The organism is Pseudomonas asiatica (genome assembly GCF_040214835.1).
Lineage (GTDB): Bacteria > Pseudomonadota > Gammaproteobacteria > Pseudomonadales > Pseudomonadaceae > Aquipseudomonas > Aquipseudomonas putida_Z.
Window position 1 is genome coordinate 574158 of the sequence record NZ_CP157874.1, and the last position, 19854, is coordinate 594011.

Below are 19854 nucleotides of genomic sequence, written 5' to 3' on the forward strand. Positions count from 1 at the left end.
ACAGGTATACCACCAGTATTGAATTCAGTGCATACCCTGTGGGAGCGGGCGTGCCCGCGAACGAGGGCAAAGCCCTCGCAATAGGCCTCAGGTCAGAACATCGCCGCCGACAACTTGCGACGATACACGCCGACCAGCGGGTGATCACCGCCCAGCAACTCGAACACCTGCAGCAACGCCTTCTGCGGCAGCCCGTTCTCATAACCACGGTTACGCTGGAACAGCTTCAGCAACCCTTCCAGCGCCGCTTCATACTGCTGGCGCGCCAGTTGCTGGATGCTCAACTGATAGGCCGCCTCGTCATCCTGAGGGTTCTGTGCCAGGCGGCTTTTCAGGTCGGCCACTTCCGGCAGGCTGGCAGCCTGGCGCAGGAAGGTCAGCTGGGCCTTGGCGCCGGCCAGCGCAGCCTTGTGCTCGTCGGTCTTGACCGCATCCAGCACCACCTGGGCTTCACCCAGCTCCCCGCGCTCGGCCAGGCAACGGGCATACAGGATCAGCGCCTCGGCATTGCTGTTGTCCTCACCCAGCAGTGCCTGCAACAGTGCTTCGGCCTCGGCAAAGCGGCTTTCGGCAAACAGCCCCTTGGCCTGCTCCAGCGGCGATGCGCTGGGTGCGGCGGGCAGTTGCACATGTGGTTCGAGCATGGCGCGGATCGCCGATTCCGGCTGTGCACCGGCAAAGCCGTCCACCGGCTGGCCGTCCTTGAACAGCACCACGGTCGGCAGGCTGCGGATGCCGAACTGGGCAACCACCTGTTGCTCCACATCACAGTTGATCTTGGCCAGCAGCAGCTCGCCCTGGTAACCCTCGGCGATCTTCGCCAGCAGTGGCATCAGTGCCTTGCACGGTGCGCACCACTCGGCCCAGAAGTCCACCAGCACCGGTTTGTGGAAGGAGTTCTCGATAACCAGTTGCTGGAAGGTGGCATCGGTAGCGTCGAAAATGTAAGGCGTGTCTTGGGTCATCGCGACTCTCGCAAACTCGTGGATAACACCACTATAAGGTGTCGCGGCTGGCGTGGTACAGGCTGACCCGGCGGAATTCGTGCGGCTCGGCCAGGTCCGGCAGGGTCAGCGCTTCCAGCACGCCCAGCTGCTGGTACAGCGGGTGGCTGAAGTCGCGTACCCGCGAGTCGGCCACCAGCGCCTGGCGGCCGCGGCCGAGGAAGGCATCCAGCAGCGGCAGGTTGGCGCGGTCGTACAGCACGTCGGCAACCAGGATCAGATCGAAGCGGTCGTCTTCGGCGAAGAAATCGCTGCTGTAACCCAGTTCCACCCCGTTCAGCGCGGCATTCGCGCGGCAGGCATCGAGTGCCAGCGGGTCGAGGTCGCAGGCCACCACTTCCAGCGCACCGGCGCGGGCGGCGGCAATACCGGCGATACCGGAGCCGGCGCCAAAGTCCAGCACGCGCTTGCCGGCTACCCATTCCGGGTGCTGGGCCAGGTAACGGGCCATGGCCAGGCCGCTGGCCCAGCAGAAGCTCCAGTAGGGCGGTTCTTCAAGAATGCGCCGGGTCTCTTCGCTGCTGAAGGCGCGGTCCATGTTCTGGTCGTCGATCAGCCACAGCTTGAGGTCGCAGCCGGGCAGCTCGCTGACGACAAGACGCGCTTCGCCGATCAGGCCGCTGAGGGCCTGTTGCAGGGGCTGTTGTAGGCAGACTGGCGCCACTTACGGCGCCTTCTCGAAACGTAGCGGGCCGATGGCCTGGGTCTGGGCCTGGGTAATGCGCACCGGCGGCAGGTGCATGATCAGCTGGCCAGAGCTGCTGGCGCGGCCGCGCAGCTCGACCCGGGCACCGGCGGGGAAGGCCTCGGGGTTGAAGCGCAGTTGGTAGGGCAGGGCCTGGCCGGTGCCAGTCAGGTTGCTGCTGGCCAGCAGGCGTTGTGGGCGGTCGCGTTCGTCGATGACCAGCAAGGCCAGCTCCACGTCGGCACCGGCCGGGATTGCCAGCAAGGTGCCGCTCAGCTCGCGCTGGTAGGCCGGCAGCGGGCCCAGTACTGCGGCCGGCTTGGCCGTGCGGGCTGGCGTGGGGGCCGGAGGGGTGTCGGGCTTCGGCCTGTCGCTGCCGCAGGCGGCGAGCAGGGCGGCGCAGCACAGCACGACGAGCGCTCGGTAGTGCATGGGGTAGTCCTTCACGGGCAGATTTCCCATGGATGTTAACCCCTTTGGCTTGTCTTGCCAGTGGGATGCGCTACCATGGCCCTCCCTTTTTTTGTTGCCTGCCACCATGCACTGTCCCTTTTGCGGTGCCAACGACACCAAGGTCATCGACTCTCGCCTCGTCGCCGAGGGCGAGCAGGTGCGCCGCCGCCGTGAATGCGTCGCCTGCGGCGAGCGCTTCACCACCTTCGAAACCGCCGAGCTGGTGCTGCCCCGGCTGATCAAGCAGGACGGCACGCGCCAACCCTTCGACGAAGAAAAACTGCGCGCCGGCATGCAGCGGGCACTGGAAAAACGCCCGGTCAGCGTCGAGCGCCTGGAAGCTGCGCTGGCGCATATCAAGAGCCGCCTGCGTGCCACCGGCGAGCGTGAAGTCAAATCGCTGGTGGTGGGTGAAATGGTCATGGCCGAGCTGCGCAAGCTCGACGAAGTGGCCTATATCCGTTTTGCCTCGGTTTACCGCCGCTTCCAGGACCTCGACGAGTTCCGCGAAGAAATCGACCGCCTGGCTCGCGAGCCGGCTAAAGAGTGACCATGCCCAGCCAAGCTGCCATCCTCGACGCCCACTACATGGCCCGCGCGCTGGAGCTGGCGCGCAAGGGCCTGTACACCACCCACCCGAACCCGCGCGTAGGCTGCGTGATCGTGCGCGATGGCGAGGTGGTCGGCGAAGGCTGGCATGTGCGCGCCGGCGAGCCACATGCCGAAGTGCATGCCCTGCGACAGGCTGGTGAGCGTGCCCGTGGCGCCTGTGCCTATGTCACCCTCGAGCCGTGCAGCCACCATGGCCGCACGCCGCCGTGCGCCGAAGCGCTGGTCAAGGCCGGGGTAGCACGGGTGGTAGCCGCCATGCAGGACCCCAACCCGCAAGTGGCGGGGCAGGGTCTGCGGCGCCTGGCCGAGGCCGGTATCGAAGTGGCCAGCGGCGTGCTCGAGGCCGAGGCCCGCGCACTCAACCCCGGTTTCCTCAAACGCATGGAGCACGGCCTGCCGTTCGTTCGCGCCAAGCTGGCCATGAGCCTGGATGGCCGCACCGCCATGGCCAGTGGCGAAAGCAAGTGGATCACCGGCCCGGCCGCCCGCTCGGCGGTGCAGCGCCTGCGCGCCCGCTCCAGCGTGGTGCTGACCAGCGCCGCCAGCGTGTTGGCCGATAACGCGCGGATGACCGTGCGCGGCGCCGAGCTGGGCCTGGATGCCGAAACCACCGCCCTGGCACTCAGCCGCACACCGCTGCGCGTGCTGGTCGATGGCCGCCTGCGCCTGCCGCTGGATGCACCGTTCTTCCAGGCTGGCCCGGTGCTGGTGGTGAGCGCTGTCGCAGATGACCCGCGCTATGCCGCTGCCGGCCACGAACTGCTCAGCCTGCCGGGTGACAATGGCCAGGTAGACCTGCCGGTGCTGCTGCAGGCCCTGGCAACCCGTGGCGTCAACGAAATCCTGCTGGAAGCCGGTGCCGGCCTGGTCGGCGCCTTCGCCCGGCAAGGCCTGATCGACGAGTACCAGTTGTTCGTCGCCGGCACTTTCCTCGGTTCCCAGGCCCGCCCGCTGCTGGACTGGCCACTGGACAAGATGAACGAAGCACCGCGGCTGAAAATTACCGAAATGCGCGCAGTGGGCGATGACTGGCGGGTCACGGCCATCCCCCTGCCGGCGCCCGGCGTATAATGCCAGGCTTGCCCCGCGCAAACCGTTTTTGAGGAAGACCCCATGTTCACCGGCATCATCGAATCCATCGGCACCATCCGCAGCCTGACCCCCAAGGGTGGCGACGTGCGCGTCTACGTCGAAACCGGCAAGCTCGACCTGGGTGACGTCAAGCTCGGCGACAGCATCGCCGTCAACGGCGTGTGCCTGACCGCCGTCGAACTGCCGGGTGACGGCTTCTGGGCCGACGTCAGCGTCGAAACCCTCAAGCGTACCGCCTTCATCGACCTCAAGAGCGGCAGCAAGGTCAACCTGGAAAAAGCCCTGACCCCCACCACCCGGCTGGGCGGGCACCTGGTCAGCGGCCACGTCGACGGGGTCGGCGAAATCATCTCGCGCAGCGATAACGCCCGCGCCATCCAGTTCCGCGTGCGCGCACCGAAGGAACTGGCCAAGTACATCGCCCACAAGGGTTCGATCACCGTCGACGGCACCAGCCTGACGGTCAACGAGGTCAATGGCGCCGAGTTCGAGCTGACCATTGTCCCGCACACCCTGTCCGAAACCATCATGGCCGACTACCGTGCAGGGCGTCGGGTAAACCTTGAGGTCGACCTGCTGGCCCGTTACCTGGAGCGTCTGCTGCTGGGTGACAAGGCCGCCGAACCGAGCAAGGGCAGTGGCATTACCGAAAGCTTCCTGGCCGCCAACGGCTTCTTGAAATCCTGATTGAGAAGGGGGTGCCGCGTGGCGCTCAACAGCATCGAAGAACTGGTCGAAGACATCCGCCAGGGCAAAATGGTCATCCTCATGGATGACGAAGACCGCGAAAACGAGGGCGACATCATCATGGCAGCCGAGTGCTGCCTGCCCGAGCACATCAACTTCATGGCCAAGCACGCCCGTGGCCTGATCTGCATGCCGATGACCCGCGAGCGTTGCGAAACGCTGAAGCTGCCGCTGATGGCGCCGCGCAACGGCTCGGGCTTCGGCACCAAGTTCACCGTGTCGATCGAAGCCGCCGAAGGTGTCACCACCGGCATCTCCGCCGCTGACCGCGCACGCACCGTGCAGGCGGCCGCTGCCAAGGACGCCAAGGCCGAAGACATCGTCAGCCCAGGCCACATCTTCCCGCTGATGGCCCAGCCTGGCGGTACCCTTGCCCGTGCCGGCCACACCGAGGCCGCTTGCGACCTGGCGCGCATGGCCGGTTTCGAGCCGAGCGGCGTGATCTGCGAAGTGATGAACGACGACGGCACCATGTCGCGCCGCGCCGAGCTGGAAGTGTTCGCCGCCGAGCACGGCCTGAAGATCGGCACCATCGCCGACCTGATCCACTACCGCATGATCCACGAGCGCACCGTGCAGCGCGTCTCCGAGCAACCGGTGGAGAGCGAGCTGGGCGAGTTCAACCTGGTCACCTACCGCGACGCGGTGGAAGGCGACGTGCACATGGCCCTGACCCTGGGCAAGATCTGCGCCGAAGAGCCGACCCTGGTGCGCGTGCACAACATGGACCCGCTGCGCGATCTGCTGCTGGTCAAGCAACCGGGCCGCTGGAGCCTGCGCGCCGCCATGGCCGCCGTGGCCGAGGCCGGCAGCGGCGTGGTATTGCTGCTGGGCCACCCGCTGGACGGCGACGTGCTGCTGGCGCACATCCGCGAAAGCGCGGGCGATGCACCCGCCAAGGCACCGACCACCTACAGCACCGTGGGTGCCGGTTCGCAGATCCTGCGTGACCTCGGTGTGCGCAAGATGCGCCTGATGAGTTCGCCGATGAAGTTCAACGCGATATCCGGATTCGATCTGGAAGTTGTAGAATACGTGCCCTCCGAGTGACTTGAGGCGGCAGTGACGCCCTCCAGCTCGAGTCCATACCCCTGTCGAGGCCGCCAGCATGCGGCCTCGCTCTTGAAGATGAGAATATCGGAATGACCCTGAAGACCATCGAAGGTACCTTCATCGCCCCCAAAGGTCGCTATGCTTTGGTGGTTGGCCGCTTCAACAGCTTCGTCGTCGAAAGCCTGGTAAGCGGTGCCGTTGACGCCCTGGTACGCCACGGTGTCAGCGAAAGCGACATCACCATCATCCGTGCCCCGGGTGCATTCGAAATCCCGCTGGTGGCACAGAAGGTCGCCCAGCAAGGCGCCTACGACGCGATCATCGCCCTGGGCGCCGTGATCCGTGGTGGTACCCCGCATTTCGAATACGTGGCGGGCGAATGCACCAAGGGCCTGGCCCAGGTGTCCATGGAGTTCGGTGTTCCGGTGGCCTTCGGCGTACTGACCGTCGACTCCATCGAACAGGCCATCGAGCGTTCCGGCACCAAGGCCGGCAACAAAGGTGCTGAAGCTGCCCTGTCCGCTCTGGAAATGGTCAGCCTGCTGGCGCAGTTGGAGGCCAAGTGATTAGCGACGAAAGCGATCGTTTCAACCCGCGCGATCCAAAACCTGCGGATGCCGGCAAGCCATCGAAGAGCGCCAAGCGCCGCGAAGCCCGCAAGCTCGCGACCCAGGCACTGTACCAGTGGCACATGGCGCAGCATTCGCTGAACGAGATCGAAGCGCAGTTCCGGGTCGATAACGATTTCACCGATGTCGACGGTGCCTATTTCCGCGAGATCCTGCATGGGGTCCCGGCAATCAAGGGCGAAATCGACAAAGCGTTGGTGCCGTGCATGGCCATCGCACTGGAAGAGCTCGACCCGGTCGAGCTGGCCGTGCTGCGCCTGTCCACCTGGGAACTGATCAAGCGCGTTGACGTGCCGTACCGCGTAGTGATCAACGAAGGCGTGGAACTGGCCAAGGTCTTCGGCGCCACCGACGGCCACAAGTTCGTCAACGGCGTGCTGGACAAGCTCGCCCCGGCCCTGCGCGAAGCAGAAGTCAAGGCGAACAAGCGCTGATCCTGGCGCTTGCGGACCATGGGTGAGTTCGAGCTGATCAGCCATTACTTCGCCGCCGCGCCCTGTGCGCAAGGCGGTGAAGGCGTGGCCCTGGGCATCGGTGACGACTGCGCCCTGCTGAGCCTTCCCGCCGGCGAGCAACTGGCGGTGTCTACCGACACCCTGGTTGCCGGGGTGCATTTTCCGGCGGTGTGCGACCCCTGGTTGCTCGGCCAGCGCTCGCTGGCCGTGGCGGCCAGCGACCTGGCTGCCATGGGCGCCACCCCCATCGGTTTCACCCTTGCCCTGACCTTGCCCGAGGTCAGCGCCGACTGGCTGCAAGCCTATGCCAGCGGCCTCAACCGCATGGCCGGCCACTGCCAGCTGAGCCTGATCGGTGGCGATACCACCCGTGGCCCCCTGAGTATCACCATGACCGTGTTCGGCCGGGTTCCGGCGGGGCAGGCGTTGCGCCGTGACGGCGCTCGCCCGGGCGACCTACTGTGCGTTGGTGGCGAGTTGGGCAACGCGGCAGGGGCCTTGCCGCTGGTGCTGGGTCAGCGCCAGGCTGATGCCGCGCTGGCGCAACCGTTGCTCGATCATTATTGGTCGCCATCGCCACAGTTCGCCCTGGGCCGACTGCTGCGCGGGCGTGCCACCTCGGCGCTGGATATTTCCGACGGCTTGCTGGCCGACTGCGGGCATATCGCCAAGGCCTCCCGTGTGGCGCTCGAGGTGAACCTGGAGCAGGTACCGGTGTCAGCCGCTCTGCAGGGGTTCCTCGGTGCCGAGGCCGCCGTGCAGGCGGCGCTGACCGGTGGCGACGACTATGTGCTGGCGTTCACCTTGCCGCCAGCCGAGCTTTCATCCCTGCAGGCACAAGGCCTGGCTGCGTTCCATGTCGTCGGGCGGGTGCTCGAAGGGCAGGGTGTCAGCCTGCGCGACCAGCAGGGCCAGGACATCACCCCGCGGCAACGCGGCTATCAACACTTTAGGGAGACACCGTGACCGATCACCCCAACCAGGTGCCTGCGGAGTTCGTTCCGCCTTCGGTCTGGCGCAACCCGTGGCACTTCATCGCCTTCGGTTTTGGTTCCGGCACCTTGCCCAAGGCGCCGGGCACCTGGGGCTCGCTGGTGGCCATACCGTTCATTCCGCTGTGGCAGATGCTGCCCGACTGGGGCTACTGGCTGTTGCTGGGCGTGAGCATGCTGTTCGGCTTCTGGCTCTGCGGCAAGGTCGCCAATGACCTGCGCGTGCACGACCATGAAGGTATTGTCTGGGACGAGATCGTCGGCATGTGGATTACCCTCTGGCTGGTGCCGGAAGGCTGGCAGTGGCTGCTGGCGGGGTTCCTGATGTTCCGCTTCTTCGACATCCTCAAGCCGTGGCCGATCCGCTGGGTCGACCGCCATGTGCATGGGGGCGTCGGGATCATGCTCGACGATATCCTGGCCGGCGTGTTTGCCTGGCTGGGGATGCAGGTTCTGGTGTGGGCGGTTGCCTGATACAGGGAGCGTGTGAATGGCCATGAGGACGGTGCTGCTGGCAATGCTGCTGAGCCTTGCCCCGTGGGCGGCGGCTGCCGAAGGTGTGCCGAAGCAGATCCACCTGGTCAGCGAAGAGTGGCTCGACTACACCAACGCCGACGGTACCGGGGTGGCCTGGGACGTGCTGCGCAAGGTGTTCGAGCCGGCCGGGGTCAAGGTGGTGACACAGAGTGCGCCCTACAGCCGTGCGATCGGGCTGGTCAAGCGTGGCGAGGCTGACGCCTGGGTAGGCTCGTACAAGGACGAGAACGACGACAACCTGTACCCGCGCTGGCACTTCGACATGGACCACATCTACGCCCTGGGGCTGGTCAGCAAGCCTGTGCCTACCCAGCAGACCATAGGCCAGTACCGCCTGGCCTGGGTGCGCGGCTACGACTTCGGCAGCTACCTGCCCAATGTGCATGACTTTCGCGAAGTGCAGCGCCGCGAAGGCATTTTGCCGATGCTCGAGCATGACCGCGTGGACTACTACATCGATGCGCTGACCGAGGTCGACTACGTGCTCGGCCAGACCTCCCAACCCGAGCGCTTCCGCCGCACCCATGTGGCCGAGCTGCCGCTGTACCTGGCCTTTGCCCGCAACGACCAGGCCAAGGCCCTGCGCGACCTGTTCGACAAGCGCATGGCCGAGCTGGTGCGCAGTGGCGAGCTGAAGCCGATCTTCGAGCACTGGCAGCAGCCGTATCCGTTCAGCCCGAATAGCAAACCGCATTGAGGCGCAGAGCACCAAGGCCTGTGCGGTCCCTGTGGGAGCGGGTTTACCCGCGAACACCGGCGAAGCCGGTGCCAGGCACCGCGTTACCTTCTTCGCGGGTGAACCCGCTCCCACAGAAGCCCGCGTAGGGGGCAGGGTTGATCGATGGCCTAATAAGCATCGAACTTTTCGATCTTAAGCCACGGTATTCAGCCAGCCCACATCCCTCAACCTGCTGATACAATCGGCCCACGAGAAATTTTCAACTTATTCCAGGAGCACAACGTGCCCGTCGTCTTTGTTGCCGCCTCTAAACTCCCGACTCCCTTCGCGACCTTCACCATGCATGGCTTCCTCGACGAAGCCACTGGCCGTGAGCACGTGGTGCTCAGCCTGGGTGACATCGCGGACGGCCAGCCGGTGCTGGGGCGCCTGCACTCCGAGTGCCTGACCGGCGATGCCCTGTTCAGCCAGCGCTGCGACTGCGGCTCGCAGCTGGAAGCCGCGCTGCAGGCCATCGCCCGTGAAGGCCGTGGCGTGCTGCTGTACCTGCGCCAGGAAGGCCGTGGCATCGGCCTGCTGAACAAGATTCGCGCCTACGAGCTGCAGGATGGTGGCGCCGATACCGTCGAGGCCAACGAGCGCCTGGGCTTTGCCGCCGACCAGCGCGACTACGCCATGTGCCTGCCGATGCTGGAGCACCTGGGCGTGAAGTCGCTGCGTCTGATGACCAACAACCCGCGCAAGGTCAAAGCCCTGACCGACATGAACATCGTCGTCGCCGAGCGCGTACCGCTGCACACCGGGCACAACCCGCACAACCGCTACTACCTGGCAACCAAGGCCGGCAAGCTGGGCCACATGCTGGGTAACGAGCACCAGGGCGAGGTGCCTCAGGCGTGACCCGCGCCGAGGTCAAGCGGCGCCTGGCGCTGGCCTGGTGGCAGTACCTGGCGGTGGGCCTGGTGCCGCTGCCAGTGATGGCCTGGGCCTTCGGTGGCGGTGATGCGCTGGCCTCGGTGCTGGCCATGCCACTGTTCATTGCTGGCGCGGCGACCATGTTCCTCAGCCTGCCGCGCTTCGGTGCCTACAAGCGCGCCCTCATCGCTACGTCCAAGGTGCTCGGCACTGGCGAAGAGCCTGCCGCCTGGATCGAGCTGGCGCGGGTGCGGCGCCTGGCCATGCTGTATGCCTGCTTCCCGGCCTGGGTCGCCGCCTTGTCGGTGCTGGTCGGCCTCGAGGCGGTGCCGCAGATCCTGCTGGCGTTGTCCACCGCAGTAGTGCTGTACCTCTATCGCATTCCACGCCAGCTCGGCTGATGCGCCTGCTGCCCGGCCTGCTGGCGCTGTTCGCCTGTTCCGCACTGGCCGCCGAACCCCTGCGGGTGGTCAGCCTGGCCCCGTCGATGAGCGAGATCATGCTCGAACTGCAGGCCGATGACCTGCTGGTAGGTGTGCTCGACGGTGGCGAACGGCCGGCGGCGCTGCGCGAGCTGCCCTCGGTGGGGCGCCAGGGGCAACTGGACCTCGAACGCTTGCTCAGCCTTCGCCCCGACCTGTTGCTGCTGTGGCCGGGCAGCGTGTCGCCGGCCCAACGTGGCCAGCTCAAGCGCCTGGGCATCGCAACGTACAGCGCAGAACCCCATGACATCGACCAGCTGATCGAGCAGATCGAAGCCATAGCCGAACGTATCGGCCGTGCCGAACAGGGCCATCGGTATGCCCAGGCCCTGCGTGACCGGCTGCGGCAGCTGCGCCAGCAGTATCGACGGGACGAGCCCCTGCAGGTGTTCTACCAGGTCTGGGACCGACCGCTGTATACGCTCGGTGGCCGGCAGGTGGTCAGCGATGCCCTGGCCGTTTGCGGCGCGCGTAATGTCTTCGCCGATCTCACCCAGCCGGCGCCGCAGGTAAATGTGGAGTCTGTGCTGCTGCGCAACCCGCAGGTCATTCTGGCGGGTGATGAGGCGCAGCTGGAGAGTTGGAAGGCCTGGCCGCAACTGCGCGCGGTTGCCGATGATCGTTTACTGGTGGTGCCAGACAAAGGCCTGGAGCGGCCTAGTGGGCAGATGATCGAAGCTACGGCGCGCTTGTGTGCGCTGCTCGAGGCTAACGCGCCAGTATCCAAGTGAGCTTTTGCGAGGGCTGCGCCCTCGATCGCGACGCAAGGCCGCTCCTACAAATAACTGCGCGGTCCCTGTAGGAGCGGCCTTGTGTCGCGATGGGCCGCAAAGCGGCCCCAAAAAATCAAAGCCCGAGCCTGGCCATGCGGGCCTTCACCGAAGCCCCGATCCCGGCCGCATCAAGCCCACACTCAGCCAGCATCTGCGCAGGCTTGGCATGCTCGACATAGATGTCCGGCAACCCCAGGTGCAGCAGCGGTTTCACGATCGCCTGGCTGGCCAGGAACTCACCCACAGCCGCACCGGCACCGCCCATGATGGCGTTTTCTTCGATGGTCACCAGCAGCTCATGGTTTGCGGCCAGTTCCAGCACCAGTGCCTCGTCCAGCGGTTTGACGAAGCGCATGTCGACCACGGTAGCGTTGATCTGCTCAGCCACCTGCATGGCCTCGGCCAGTTGCACGCCGAACACCAGCAAGGCGACTTTCTCGCCCTGGCGACGGACCACGCCCTTGCCGATTTCCAGCGGTTCCAGGTCACCACTGATCGGCGCGTTCGGGCCGGTGCCACGCGGGTAGCGCACAGCCGCCGGGCCGTTGTACAGGTGGCCGGTGCTGAGCATCTTGCGCAGCTCGTTCTCGTCGCTTGGGGTCATCACCAGCATGCCCGGGATGCAGCGCAGGTACGACAGGTCGTAGCTGCCCGCATGGGTCGGGCCGTCTTCGCCGACCAGGCCGGCGCGGTCGATGGCGAACAGCACGTCGAGGTTCTGTACCGCCACGTCGTGGATCAGCTGGTCGTAGGCGCGCTGCAGGAAGGTAGAGTAGATCGCCACCACCGGCTTGCTGCCCTCGCAGGCCATGCCGGCCGCCAGGGTCACGGCATGCTGCTCGGCGATCGCCACGTCGAAGTAACGCTCCGGGTAGCGCTCGCTGAAGTCGACCAGGTCGGAGCCTTCCTTCATCGCCGGGGTAATGCCCACCAGGCGGTTGTCGGCGGCAGCCATGTCGCACAGCCACTGGCCGAACACCGCCGAGTATTTCGGGCCGCTGGCTTTCTTCGGTGCGGCGGGTTTGTCGGCCGGCTCCAGCTTGGTGATGGCGTGGTAGCCGATCGGGTCGATCTCGGCCGGGGCGAAGCCCTTGCCCTTCTTGGTCACCACGTGCAGGAACTGCGGGCCCTTGAGGTCACGCATGTTGCGCAGGGTGGCGATCATGGTCGGCAGGTCGTGGCCGTCGATCGGGCCGATGTAGTTCCAGCCCAGTTCTTCGAACAGCGTGCCCGGCACCAGCATGCCTTTGGCGTACTCCTCGGTGCGGCGGGCGATTTCCCAGGCGCCCGGCAGGCGCGACAGCACTTTCTTGCTGCCTTCGCGCATGCTCGCGTAGGTGCGGCTGGAGAGGATCTTGGCCAGGTAGTTGGACAGGCCGCCGACATTGCGCGAAATCGACATGTCGTTGTCGTTGAGGATCACCAGCATGTCGGCGTTGACTTCCTGGGCGTGGTTCAACGCCTCGAAGGCCATGCCGGCGGTCAGCGCGCCGTCACCGATCACCGCGATCGACTTGCGGTCGCTGTTCTGCAGGCGGGCGGCAATGGCCATGCCCAGTGCGGCGCTGATCGAGGTGCTGGAGTGGCCGACGCCGAAGGTGTCGTACTCGCTCTCGCTGCGGCGCGGGAAGGCGGCGATGCCGTCCTTCTGGCGCAGGCTGAGCATGCGGTTACGGCGCCCGGTGAGGATCTTGTGCGGGTAGGCCTGGTGGCCCACGTCCCACACCAGCCGGTCGTCGGGGGTGTCGAAGACGTAGTGCAGGGCGATGGTCAGCTCGATGACACCCAGGCCGGCACCAAAATGCCCACCGGTCTGACCCACGGTGTAGAGCAGTTCCTGGCGCAGTTCGTCGGCCAGGGTCTCCAGGTCGGCTTCGGCCAGCCGGCGCAGGCCGGCAGGCGTGTCAGCGCGGTCGAGCAACGGCGTGACCGGGCGTTCGCGGGGGATCTCTTGAAACGTCGTGGGCATCAGGCGAGTCGTTATAGGTGTGTGAAGACGCGGCAGTTTACCCCATTGTAGGAAATACTGCCCATTCAACCACGGGTTACGCGGCCCCTGTGGGAGCGGGTTCACCCGCGAATGCGGCGGTAGACTCAACATCGCATTCGCGGGTAAACCCGCTCCCACAGGGATTGGTGTCGTTGCTTAATTGCGGCGTTCGACGATGTAACGCGCCAACGCCCGCAGCGGTTCGGCCTTTTCGCCGAACCCTTGCAGTGCGACCAGCGCCTGGTCGCGCAGTTCGATCGCATAGGCCTTGGCCGCCTCCAGGCCCAGCAGTGCCGGGTAGGTCGGTTTGTCACGGGCGATATCGGCCCCCTGGCGTTTGCCCAGGGTGGCGGTGTCGCTTTCCACGTCGAGGATGTCGTCCTGCACCTGGAACGCCAGGCCGATGGCCTGTGCATAGGTCTGCAGGGCATCCAGTTGCGCCTGTTCGGCGCGGGCGCTGGCCAGGGCGCCGAGGCGCACGCTGGCTTCGATCAGCGCACCGGTCTTGTGCCGGTGCATGAACTCCAGGGCCTGCTGGTCCAGCTTCAGGCCAACCGAGCCCAGGTCGATGGCCTGGCCACCGACCATGCCTGCCGGGCCGGCAGCCTTGGCCAGGGCCTGGACCATGGCCAGGCGAATGCTGTCGGCCTGCGGGCTCAGGCGCGGGTCGAGCAGGGCGCTGAAGGCCAGGCTCTGCAAACCGTCGCCGGCGAGGATCGCGCAGGCTTCATCGAAGGCTTTGTGGGTGGTCGGCTGGCCGCGGCGCAGGTCGTCGTCATCCATGGCCGGCAGGTCGTCATGCACCAGCGAGTACGCGTGGATCAGTTCCACCGCACAGGCTGCGCCGTTGGCCTGTTCGGCCGGGGCGCCCAAGGCTTCGCAGGCCGCGTAGGCCAGCAGCGGACGAACGCGTTTGCCACCGTTCATCACGCTGTAGCGCATGGCGGCGTAAAGGCGTTCGAGTTCCTTGGTCGGGGCGACGAACAACGGTTCGAGGGCGGCGTCGACCCGCGCCTGGCAGCTGGCCTGGTAGGTGCCGATCATGCTTCCGGCTCCGCGTCGAAGGGCTGTGCTGCCAGTTCGCCATCGCGTTCCAGCAGGATCTGCACCTTCTGTTCGGCCTGGGCCAGGGCGCCCTGGCAATCGCGGGTCAGGGCGATGCCTTGCTCGAAGGCGGCCAGCGACTCTTCCAGCGACAACTCGCCGTTCTCCAGGCGCTCGACCAGTGCTTGCAGGTCTGCGAGGGATTGCTCGAAATCGAGGGAGGCTTTTTTGCGGGCCATGGCGACTGTCTCGGTGGCATTCAGAACGGCGCGACACTAGCAGAGCGGGGCGGGGGGAGCAAACTTCAGGCAGCCTGAGGTTGGACTTGCCGGCCTCTTCGCGGGTAAACCCGCTCCCACAGGTACTGCACCGGTTCCGAGTCTGCGCGGTCCCTGTGGGAGCGGGTTTACCCGCGAATGGGCCGCAAAGCGGCCCCGTGCGGTGGATCAGGCTGGCTCTGCTTCCAGCTCCAGCATGGCCTCACGGTACCGCGCCAGTTCCTCGATGGTCAGCACCGGCAGATTGTACTGCCGCGCATACACCGCCACCTGTTCGCCACGGGCCATCGTGCCATCGGGGTTCATCAGTTCGCACAGCACTGCCGCCGGGCGCAACCCGGCCAGGCGTGCCAGGTCCACCGAGCCTTCGGTGTGGCCACGGCGGGTCAGCACCCCGCCATTGCGGGCGCGCAGCGGGAACACATGCCCCGGGCTGACGATATGGCGCTGGTCCGCGGTGGAGCGCAGTGCCGCGCCAATGGTGGTGATGCGGTCCTGGGCGGACACCCCGGTGGTGATGCCTTCCGCCGCCTCGATGGTGACGGTGAAGCCGGTGCCATGGCGGGCCTGGTTGTTCTGTACCATGGGTGCCAGTTGCAGTTCGTCGACGGTGGCCTCGTCCAGGCACAGGCAGACGATGCCGCTGCAATCGCGAATCATCATGGCCATGGTCTGCAGCGAGATGTTCTCGGCGGCGGCGATGATGTCCGCTTCGTCCTCGCGGTCGTCGTCGTCGAGCAGCAGCACAGGGCGCCCGGCCTGGAAGGCGGCGATGGCGGCGCTGACATTGGGGAATTGCGGGTGGTGCTTGGTGGACATGAAACGCTCCTCGTGAATGATCGATGAACGTCTCGGGGCGAACAAAATGCGCGCGCAGGGGCGCCCGGATGGCCCCTGCCTGACGCCTTCTTTCATCCGGACTATGACCGTCGGCTCTGGAGTCTCACCAGATCTGCTGACCCCCGGCATGGCCGGGGCGCTCGCGGGCTCATCTTTCGATTTACCGCCGGTGGGGACTTTCACCCCGCCCTGAAGACCCGCCAAGCATACAGCACATTGCCACCTCGCTGGCAACCCACGGCTCTACGACCTTTGGCGGTACCGCTTGCCCATGGTGCTTTGGCTTATCAGGGTAGCCTAGGTCAGTATCGCGGTTTCTTCCTCAGCCGGCCTGAGTTTAATAGAGATCATTGGCATTTATCAGATCAATTATCAAACACTCAAGTAGGTCACTGAGCCATTTCACTTCGATGACTTCCTTGTTGCTCAGGCCAATGATCCTGTCAAGGCGCTCTCCGTGAGCGGATTTGTTTCTAACGAAGTAAGCATACTTGATGCAGAGGATGGCAATGACTTCCTGGCTTTTCGATAAGCCTGCCTTGAGGTGTTTTTCTATATGTGCCTCTACGGCGCCGATGTGCTGGGCTTTGGTGAGCGAATCCTTACGGTAAGACAAAGTCTCTTTGAATACTTGCATGAGTCTTGCGTCTGTGTACCTCAGTACGAAATCTTTGAATGCGCCTGCCTTGCCGTCATGTTCGTAATCGTTGAGGATCAACTGCCTCCAGCGGAGTTTTTGGCGTAGTTCATCTGCTGTTATGTCTCCCAGCAAGGTTCTCGAGCTTTCCGACGCTCGGGCATGATCTAGGAGAAGTGATCTGGTCGTCTGTTGACATTCGAAATCAGTGCTTTTCCTGGCGATAGTCCGATAAAGAGCATTGAATGACTTCCACAGGGAGTCAAACCGGTCATAAATGTCATGTTTGGTTTTCGAACGAGTCAGGTGAGATACAGCCTTAAGAAGACCTGCACCTTTTTCTGATTCTGCGAGGATGGCTTCAAGTCGATCAATCTTGAAGCCAGAAAGGAATTCGCATGTGAGCTTGGCGTGGCTTTTGAAGTCGGTATCTTCGATCTTCTTTACACCGGCCGGGCGGTCGCGATATTGGGTAGATATGGTTATGGAGGTTAGTTCTGGGATTGTCGTTTTTCTGCAGATGTAGAAGAATATGGCTTTAGTGATCTGCCCATACAGTGCGCTTTGGTAGTTGTTGAATACGCCATTCAAATCTATTTTCGAGGCTCGGGTGCAGTTTATTGAGATTTTTCGGTTTGTGATTACCAGTTGGTCTTGATACGAACCGCCGCCGCTGTAATCGATAAACCCAGAAAAAAGTGTTTCTGGCTTTTCGCTGTTTTTCAGGTCTATCTCAATAAGGTAATGGTATCTTTGACGCATCGTTCATCCATGATTCAGAGAGCACATGAATGAACCGTATCAGTAAATCATGAGTGATGGCTATAGGCCATTTCTGGCGGCAAGGCAGTACTTCGCCCAGGCATCATGGTTTCCCTTCATTTCAATGTGTTCAGATCGTCATCGGCTCAACTGTGACATCCCTTCAATCACCCGCTTCAGCGAAGCCGGTAACATCGGCCCATGCCCCAGCCCGTCAATCCGCTCGAACCGTGCCTGCAACCCCGGCACCTTGGCCAGGTCTGCCACCAGCTCCCGCGCCGCCCGTTCTCCATCTCCTTGCACCGGCATGCGCGGGTTAGCCGGCTCCTCACTCCCGCGCATCAGCAACAATCGAGGCCGGCTGCTACCCAGGCGCTGGTCAAGCCCCTGCGCCTCACGCACGATCGCACCGTCATGCCACCACAGCGAAGGGCTGGCCGCCACATAGTCGCTGAAAGCCCCAGGCCGGGTGAACAGCGCATGCAGCACGGCCAACCCACCGTAGGAATGCCCCCACAACGTCTGCCGCTGCAGGTCGATCGGTGCCACACCCGCCACCAGCGGCCGCATGCGCTCGCTCAGCAGATCGAGGAACTCGTCCACGCCACCGCTCGGTTGCCCGGTCAACGGGTCCAGTTGCGCAGCCGGCCCAGGCAACGCCGGGGTGTAGTCATAGGTACGCCCGACCCGCTCGATCCGCTGATCGGTCTGGTACCCCACGGCCACCAGCAATGGCGCCTGGCCGGCGGCAAGCTTGCCCAGCAGCAGGCTGTCCAGCGTCCCCAGCGCGGCGTTGCCATCGAGCATCCACAGCACCGGGTAACCCGCCGCTGGCGCCGGGCGGTCTGGTTTGCCTACCCACAAGCGGTAATGACGCTGGCCATCGGCCGAGTCCAGGTCGAGCTGGCTGAAGCGGTAGGCCAGGTCCTGGCGCTGCAGCAGCGAGGAATCCATCCTCAGTTGATGCTCGGGCTGCGCCAGGGCAGCAGGGGCCGCAAGGGCCAGTGCCAAAGCCAGCGTCAGGGTCATTTTGCTCATCAGGTGTCTCATCAGGGCTTTGCAAGGAGCGCAAGGCAGAAACGCCAAGATGATAATCAGTCCTGATTGAGCGTAAAGCGCATTAACTTTCTAAACAGTCCCGGGCCATCGGCAAAGTCATGTGCAGGCACAGGCCTGGGTGACCGTTGCTGGCCCACAAGCGACCGCCTTGCAGTTCGATGGCGCGGCGGGCGATGGCCAGGCCCAGGCCGAAGCCCGCGCCGCTGTCGGCCAGCCGCTGGTAGGGCTTGAAGATGCGTTCGAGCTCGGCGTGCGGCACCCCGGGCCCCTGGTCACTCAGGCGCAGGTGCCAGCAGTCGCCCTCCAACCAGCCATCCAGGCTGACCCGGCCCTCGGCCGGCGAGTGGCGGATGGCATTGCGCATCAGGTTCTCCAGGGCTTGGGCCAGGCTGTCCAGGTGGGCTTGCACCACGCAGTCGGGGCCGAGCGAGCAGGGCAGGCGGGCGCGGTCCCAGCCGCTTTCGAAGCAGATGTCCTGGCACAAGGCTTCCCACACCGAAACCATCAATACCGGTTCGGTCGGCAAGCTGGGCTGTTCGGTGTCCATCCAGGCGAGGTCCAGCGTGTCCTCCAGAAGCTTCTGCATGTCGGCGACCTCGCGGTCCAGGCGCTCGCGCAACTGGGCCGGCGGCAAGCCGCTGTCATGGGCGATGCGCAGCCGCGCCAGCGGCGTGCGCAGTTCGTGAGACAGCGTGCGCAGCAACAGGCGCTGCTGCTCCAGGCTCTGGCGCAGGCGCCCGGCCATGTGCTCGAAGGCCTGCGCCAGTTCACCAAGCTCATCGCGCCGCTCCTGCAGGGGCAGGGCCGGGCTGTCGAGGTCGTCGGCACGCAGGGCGTCGGCGCGGTCGCGCAGGCGGTTCAGTGGCACCACAAGGTGGCGGTACAGCGCCAGAACCAGCAGCAGGGCGAGTAGCGTGGGGGCAACGCCATGGGTGATTACATGGGTCCATGGGGTCAGGCCGGTAGGCAACAGGTGTTCGGGCAATTGCATTACCAGGCGACCGTGCTCGGGGTGTCGCGGGAACTCGATGCTGACGTAGGGCAGTTCATCCTGCAGGCGCCGGCTCATCGGCCAGTCGAGCTTGCGCATGAAGGTCAGGTGGCTAGCTTCCTCAGCGCTCAGTGGGGTGCTGCCAAGGCTCTGCAGGTGCGGCCCGACCAGCGCCACCCAAGTGCCCTCGGCCTGTTCCAGTTGCCTGCGCCAGGCCTCGGCACCCTCCGCGCCGCCTTGCTCCCAGGCCTGTTCGGCTTGCTGTGCAAAGCGCGCCAGGTAGTCCTGGTCGGCTTGGGACAGGAAGTAGGTACTGCGCTCCACCGACAGGCCCCAGGTCCAGATCAGCCAGGTCAGCAACAGGCAGAAGCCAACCTGCAGTACGGCCAGTTTCCATAGCAGGGGATGACGGCGCATCAGGCTTTTTCCGTGTCGACCAGGATGTACCCCTGGCCGCGTACGGCCTGGATCTGCAGGTGCTGGGCATCGATGTCGGCCAGCTTGCGGCGCAGGTTGCATACATGCACATCCAGGCCGCGATCCAGGCGGGTGTAGGCCCGGTGCAGCACGGTCTGGTAGAGGAATGGTTTGCTCAAGGCTTCGGCGGGGTGGGCCCGCAGGGTGGCCAGCAAGCGGAATTCGGACGCGGTGAGGCCGGCAGCCTTGCCGTTGTGGATAACGTCCTGGCGGTCCTGGTCGAGCATCACCTCGCCGACGTCGGCACGCAGCGCCGTACCATGATCGAACGCCACACGCCGCAGCAATGCATCGACCCGGGCGTCCAGCTCGGCCAGGCTGAAGGGCTTGGGCAGGTAATCGTCCGCACCCCGGGTAAAGCCACTGATGCGATCCTGCTCGGCCCCCAGCGCCGACATCAGCATGACCGGCACCGCCTGCTGCTGGCGCAACTCGTCGAGCAGGCTGAGGCCGTCGATGCCTGGCAGCATGATATCCAGCAGTACCAGCTCGAACCGTGATTGCTGTATGGCATTCAGGGCCTGGGCGCCGGTGGCGCATGCGTGCACCCGGAAACCCCGGTTTCGGAAATGGCGTTCCAGGTCCTGACGCAGGCTTGTGTCGTCTTCGGCTAGGAGGAGTGAGGTGGGCACGGCGAGCCTTGAATGAGAATTCGTATCAGTTACGAA

Annotated in this window: 23 protein-coding genes and 1 riboswitch; of the genes, 12 read left to right on the forward strand and 11 right to left on the reverse strand. The window is 64.7% G+C overall.

Going from position 1 to position 19854, the window contains the following annotated elements:
- Nucleotides 1-92 precede the first annotated feature (92 nt).
- The 3 genes from trxA to ABNP31_RS02610 are packed head-to-tail and all read right to left on the reverse strand — an operon-like array spanning nt 93 to nt 2121.
- Nucleotides 93-965: a thioredoxin gene (gene trxA, locus ABNP31_RS02600; RefSeq protein ID WP_025337519.1), complete on the reverse strand. Its 873-nt coding sequence runs from the start codon at nt 963-965 to the stop codon at nt 93-95.
- 31 nt (nt 966-996) lie between these two features.
- Nucleotides 997-1668 (reverse strand): class I SAM-dependent methyltransferase, encoded by a 672-nt coding sequence (locus ABNP31_RS02605; protein ID WP_085665382.1) that lies wholly within the window; start codon nt 1666-1668, stop codon nt 997-999.
- Nucleotides 1669-2121 (reverse strand): YbaY family lipoprotein, encoded by a 453-nt coding sequence (locus ABNP31_RS02610; RefSeq protein WP_025337521.1) that lies wholly within the window; start codon nt 2119-2121, stop codon nt 1669-1671. It abuts the gene before it with no gap.
- A gap of 106 nt (nt 2122-2227) precedes the next feature.
- On the opposite strand from ABNP31_RS02610, the gene nrdR reads away from it, so the two are divergent.
- The 12 genes from nrdR (at nt 2228) to ABNP31_RS02670 (ending at nt 11066) form a co-directional block, all read left to right on the forward strand.
- Entirely contained in the window at nt 2228-2692 is a 465-nt protein-coding gene (gene nrdR / locus ABNP31_RS02615; RefSeq protein WP_003255402.1) for a transcriptional regulator NrdR, read from the forward strand.
- A 2-nt stretch (nt 2693-2694) separates the two neighbouring features.
- The gene (gene ribD, locus ABNP31_RS02620) at nt 2695-3825 is read left to right on the forward strand and encodes a bifunctional diaminohydroxyphosphoribosylaminopyrimidine deaminase/5-amino-6-(5-phosphoribosylamino)uracil reductase RibD (RefSeq protein ID WP_085665383.1); all 1131 of its coding nucleotides are present in this window, start codon (nt 2695-2697) and stop codon (nt 3823-3825) included.
- A gap of 42 nt (nt 3826-3867) precedes the next feature.
- On the forward strand, nt 3868-4533 hold the full coding sequence (locus ABNP31_RS02625) for a riboflavin synthase (protein WP_003255399.1): 666 nt from the start codon (nt 3868-3870) through the stop codon (nt 4531-4533).
- Between the two features lie 18 nt (nt 4534-4551).
- Nucleotides 4552-5643 (forward strand): bifunctional 3,4-dihydroxy-2-butanone-4-phosphate synthase/GTP cyclohydrolase II, encoded by a 1092-nt coding sequence (gene ribBA, locus ABNP31_RS02630; RefSeq protein WP_016484697.1) that lies wholly within the window; start codon nt 4552-4554, stop codon nt 5641-5643.
- A 92-nt stretch (nt 5644-5735) separates the two neighbouring features.
- Nucleotides 5736-6212: a 6,7-dimethyl-8-ribityllumazine synthase gene (gene ribH, locus ABNP31_RS02635; protein WP_003255395.1), complete on the forward strand. Its 477-nt coding sequence runs from the start codon at nt 5736-5738 to the stop codon at nt 6210-6212.
- Complete coding sequence (gene nusB / locus ABNP31_RS02640; protein ID WP_054886551.1) at nt 6209-6709, forward strand: transcription antitermination factor NusB; 501 nt, start codon at nt 6209-6211, stop codon at nt 6707-6709. Before ribH ends, nusB begins: the two co-directional genes overlap by 4 nt.
- A gap of 18 nt (nt 6710-6727) precedes the next feature.
- Nucleotides 6728-7696: a thiamine-phosphate kinase gene (gene thiL, locus ABNP31_RS02645; protein ID WP_238067205.1), complete on the forward strand. Its 969-nt coding sequence runs from the start codon at nt 6728-6730 to the stop codon at nt 7694-7696.
- Nucleotides 7693-8196 (forward strand): phosphatidylglycerophosphatase A family protein, encoded by a 504-nt coding sequence (locus ABNP31_RS02650; RefSeq protein ID WP_004376077.1) that lies wholly within the window; start codon nt 7693-7695, stop codon nt 8194-8196. Before thiL ends, ABNP31_RS02650 begins: the two co-directional genes overlap by 4 nt.
- A gap of 16 nt (nt 8197-8212) precedes the next feature.
- Entirely contained in the window at nt 8213-8956 is a 744-nt protein-coding gene (locus ABNP31_RS02655) for a substrate-binding periplasmic protein (protein WP_238067206.1), read from the forward strand.
- Nucleotides 8957-9220: 264 nt separating this feature from the next.
- Entirely contained in the window at nt 9221-9838 is a 618-nt protein-coding gene (gene ribA / locus ABNP31_RS02660; RefSeq protein ID WP_003260612.1) for a GTP cyclohydrolase II, read from the forward strand.
- Nucleotides 9835-10254: an MFS transporter gene (locus tag ABNP31_RS02665; protein ID WP_075044459.1), complete on the forward strand. Its 420-nt coding sequence runs from the start codon at nt 9835-9837 to the stop codon at nt 10252-10254. The genes ribA and ABNP31_RS02665 overlap by 4 nt, the downstream gene beginning before the upstream one ends.
- Nucleotides 10254-11066, forward strand: coding sequence for a cobalamin-binding protein (locus ABNP31_RS02670; protein ID WP_085665386.1), 813 nt, complete (start codon nt 10254-10256; stop codon nt 11064-11066). The genes ABNP31_RS02665 and ABNP31_RS02670 overlap by 1 nt, the downstream gene beginning before the upstream one ends.
- A 115-nt stretch (nt 11067-11181) precedes the next feature.
- Here the strand turns inward: ABNP31_RS02670 and dxs are convergent, their stop codons facing one another.
- The 8 genes from dxs to ABNP31_RS02710 form a co-directional block, all read right to left on the reverse strand.
- Nucleotides 11182-13077, reverse strand: a complete 1896-nt coding sequence (dxs, locus tag ABNP31_RS02675; protein WP_350012958.1) for a 1-deoxy-D-xylulose-5-phosphate synthase — start codon at nt 13075-13077, stop codon at nt 11182-11184.
- A gap of 177 nt (nt 13078-13254) precedes the next feature.
- On the reverse strand, nt 13255-14142 hold the full coding sequence (gene ispA / locus ABNP31_RS02680; RefSeq protein WP_039614624.1) for a (2E,6E)-farnesyl diphosphate synthase: 888 nt from the start codon (nt 14140-14142) through the stop codon (nt 13255-13257).
- A complete protein-coding gene (locus ABNP31_RS02685) occupies nt 14139-14381 on the reverse strand; it encodes an exodeoxyribonuclease VII small subunit (RefSeq protein ID WP_003255380.1) in 243 nt (80 codons plus the stop codon). Before ABNP31_RS02685 ends, ispA begins: the two co-directional genes overlap by 4 nt.
- Nucleotides 14382-14588: 207 nt before the next feature.
- Nucleotides 14589-15239: a 3,4-dihydroxy-2-butanone-4-phosphate synthase gene (gene ribB, locus ABNP31_RS02690; RefSeq protein ID WP_075044462.1), complete on the reverse strand. Its 651-nt coding sequence runs from the start codon at nt 15237-15239 to the stop codon at nt 14589-14591.
- Between the two features lie 80 nt (nt 15240-15319).
- A riboswitch (FMN riboswitch) is annotated at nt 15320-15461 on the reverse strand.
- Nucleotides 15462-15597: 136 nt separating this feature from the next.
- Nucleotides 15598-16659 (reverse strand): hypothetical protein, encoded by a 1062-nt coding sequence (locus ABNP31_RS02695; RefSeq protein ID WP_085665388.1) that lies wholly within the window; start codon nt 16657-16659, stop codon nt 15598-15600.
- Between the two features lie 138 nt (nt 16660-16797).
- Nucleotides 16798-17697, reverse strand: coding sequence for an alpha/beta hydrolase (locus ABNP31_RS02700; protein WP_350012959.1), 900 nt, complete (start codon nt 17695-17697; stop codon nt 16798-16800).
- Between the two features lie 82 nt (nt 17698-17779).
- Nucleotides 17780-19126 carry a HAMP domain-containing sensor histidine kinase gene (locus tag ABNP31_RS02705; RefSeq protein WP_350012960.1) on the reverse strand — a complete coding sequence of 449 codons (1347 nt, stop codon included), beginning with the start codon at nt 19124-19126 and terminating at the stop codon, nt 17780-17782.
- Nucleotides 19126-19818 carry a response regulator transcription factor gene (locus ABNP31_RS02710; protein ID WP_350012961.1) on the reverse strand — a complete coding sequence of 231 codons (693 nt, stop codon included), beginning with the start codon at nt 19816-19818 and terminating at the stop codon, nt 19126-19128. Before ABNP31_RS02710 ends, ABNP31_RS02705 begins: the two co-directional genes overlap by 1 nt.
- Nucleotides 19819-19854: the final 36 nt, after the last annotated feature.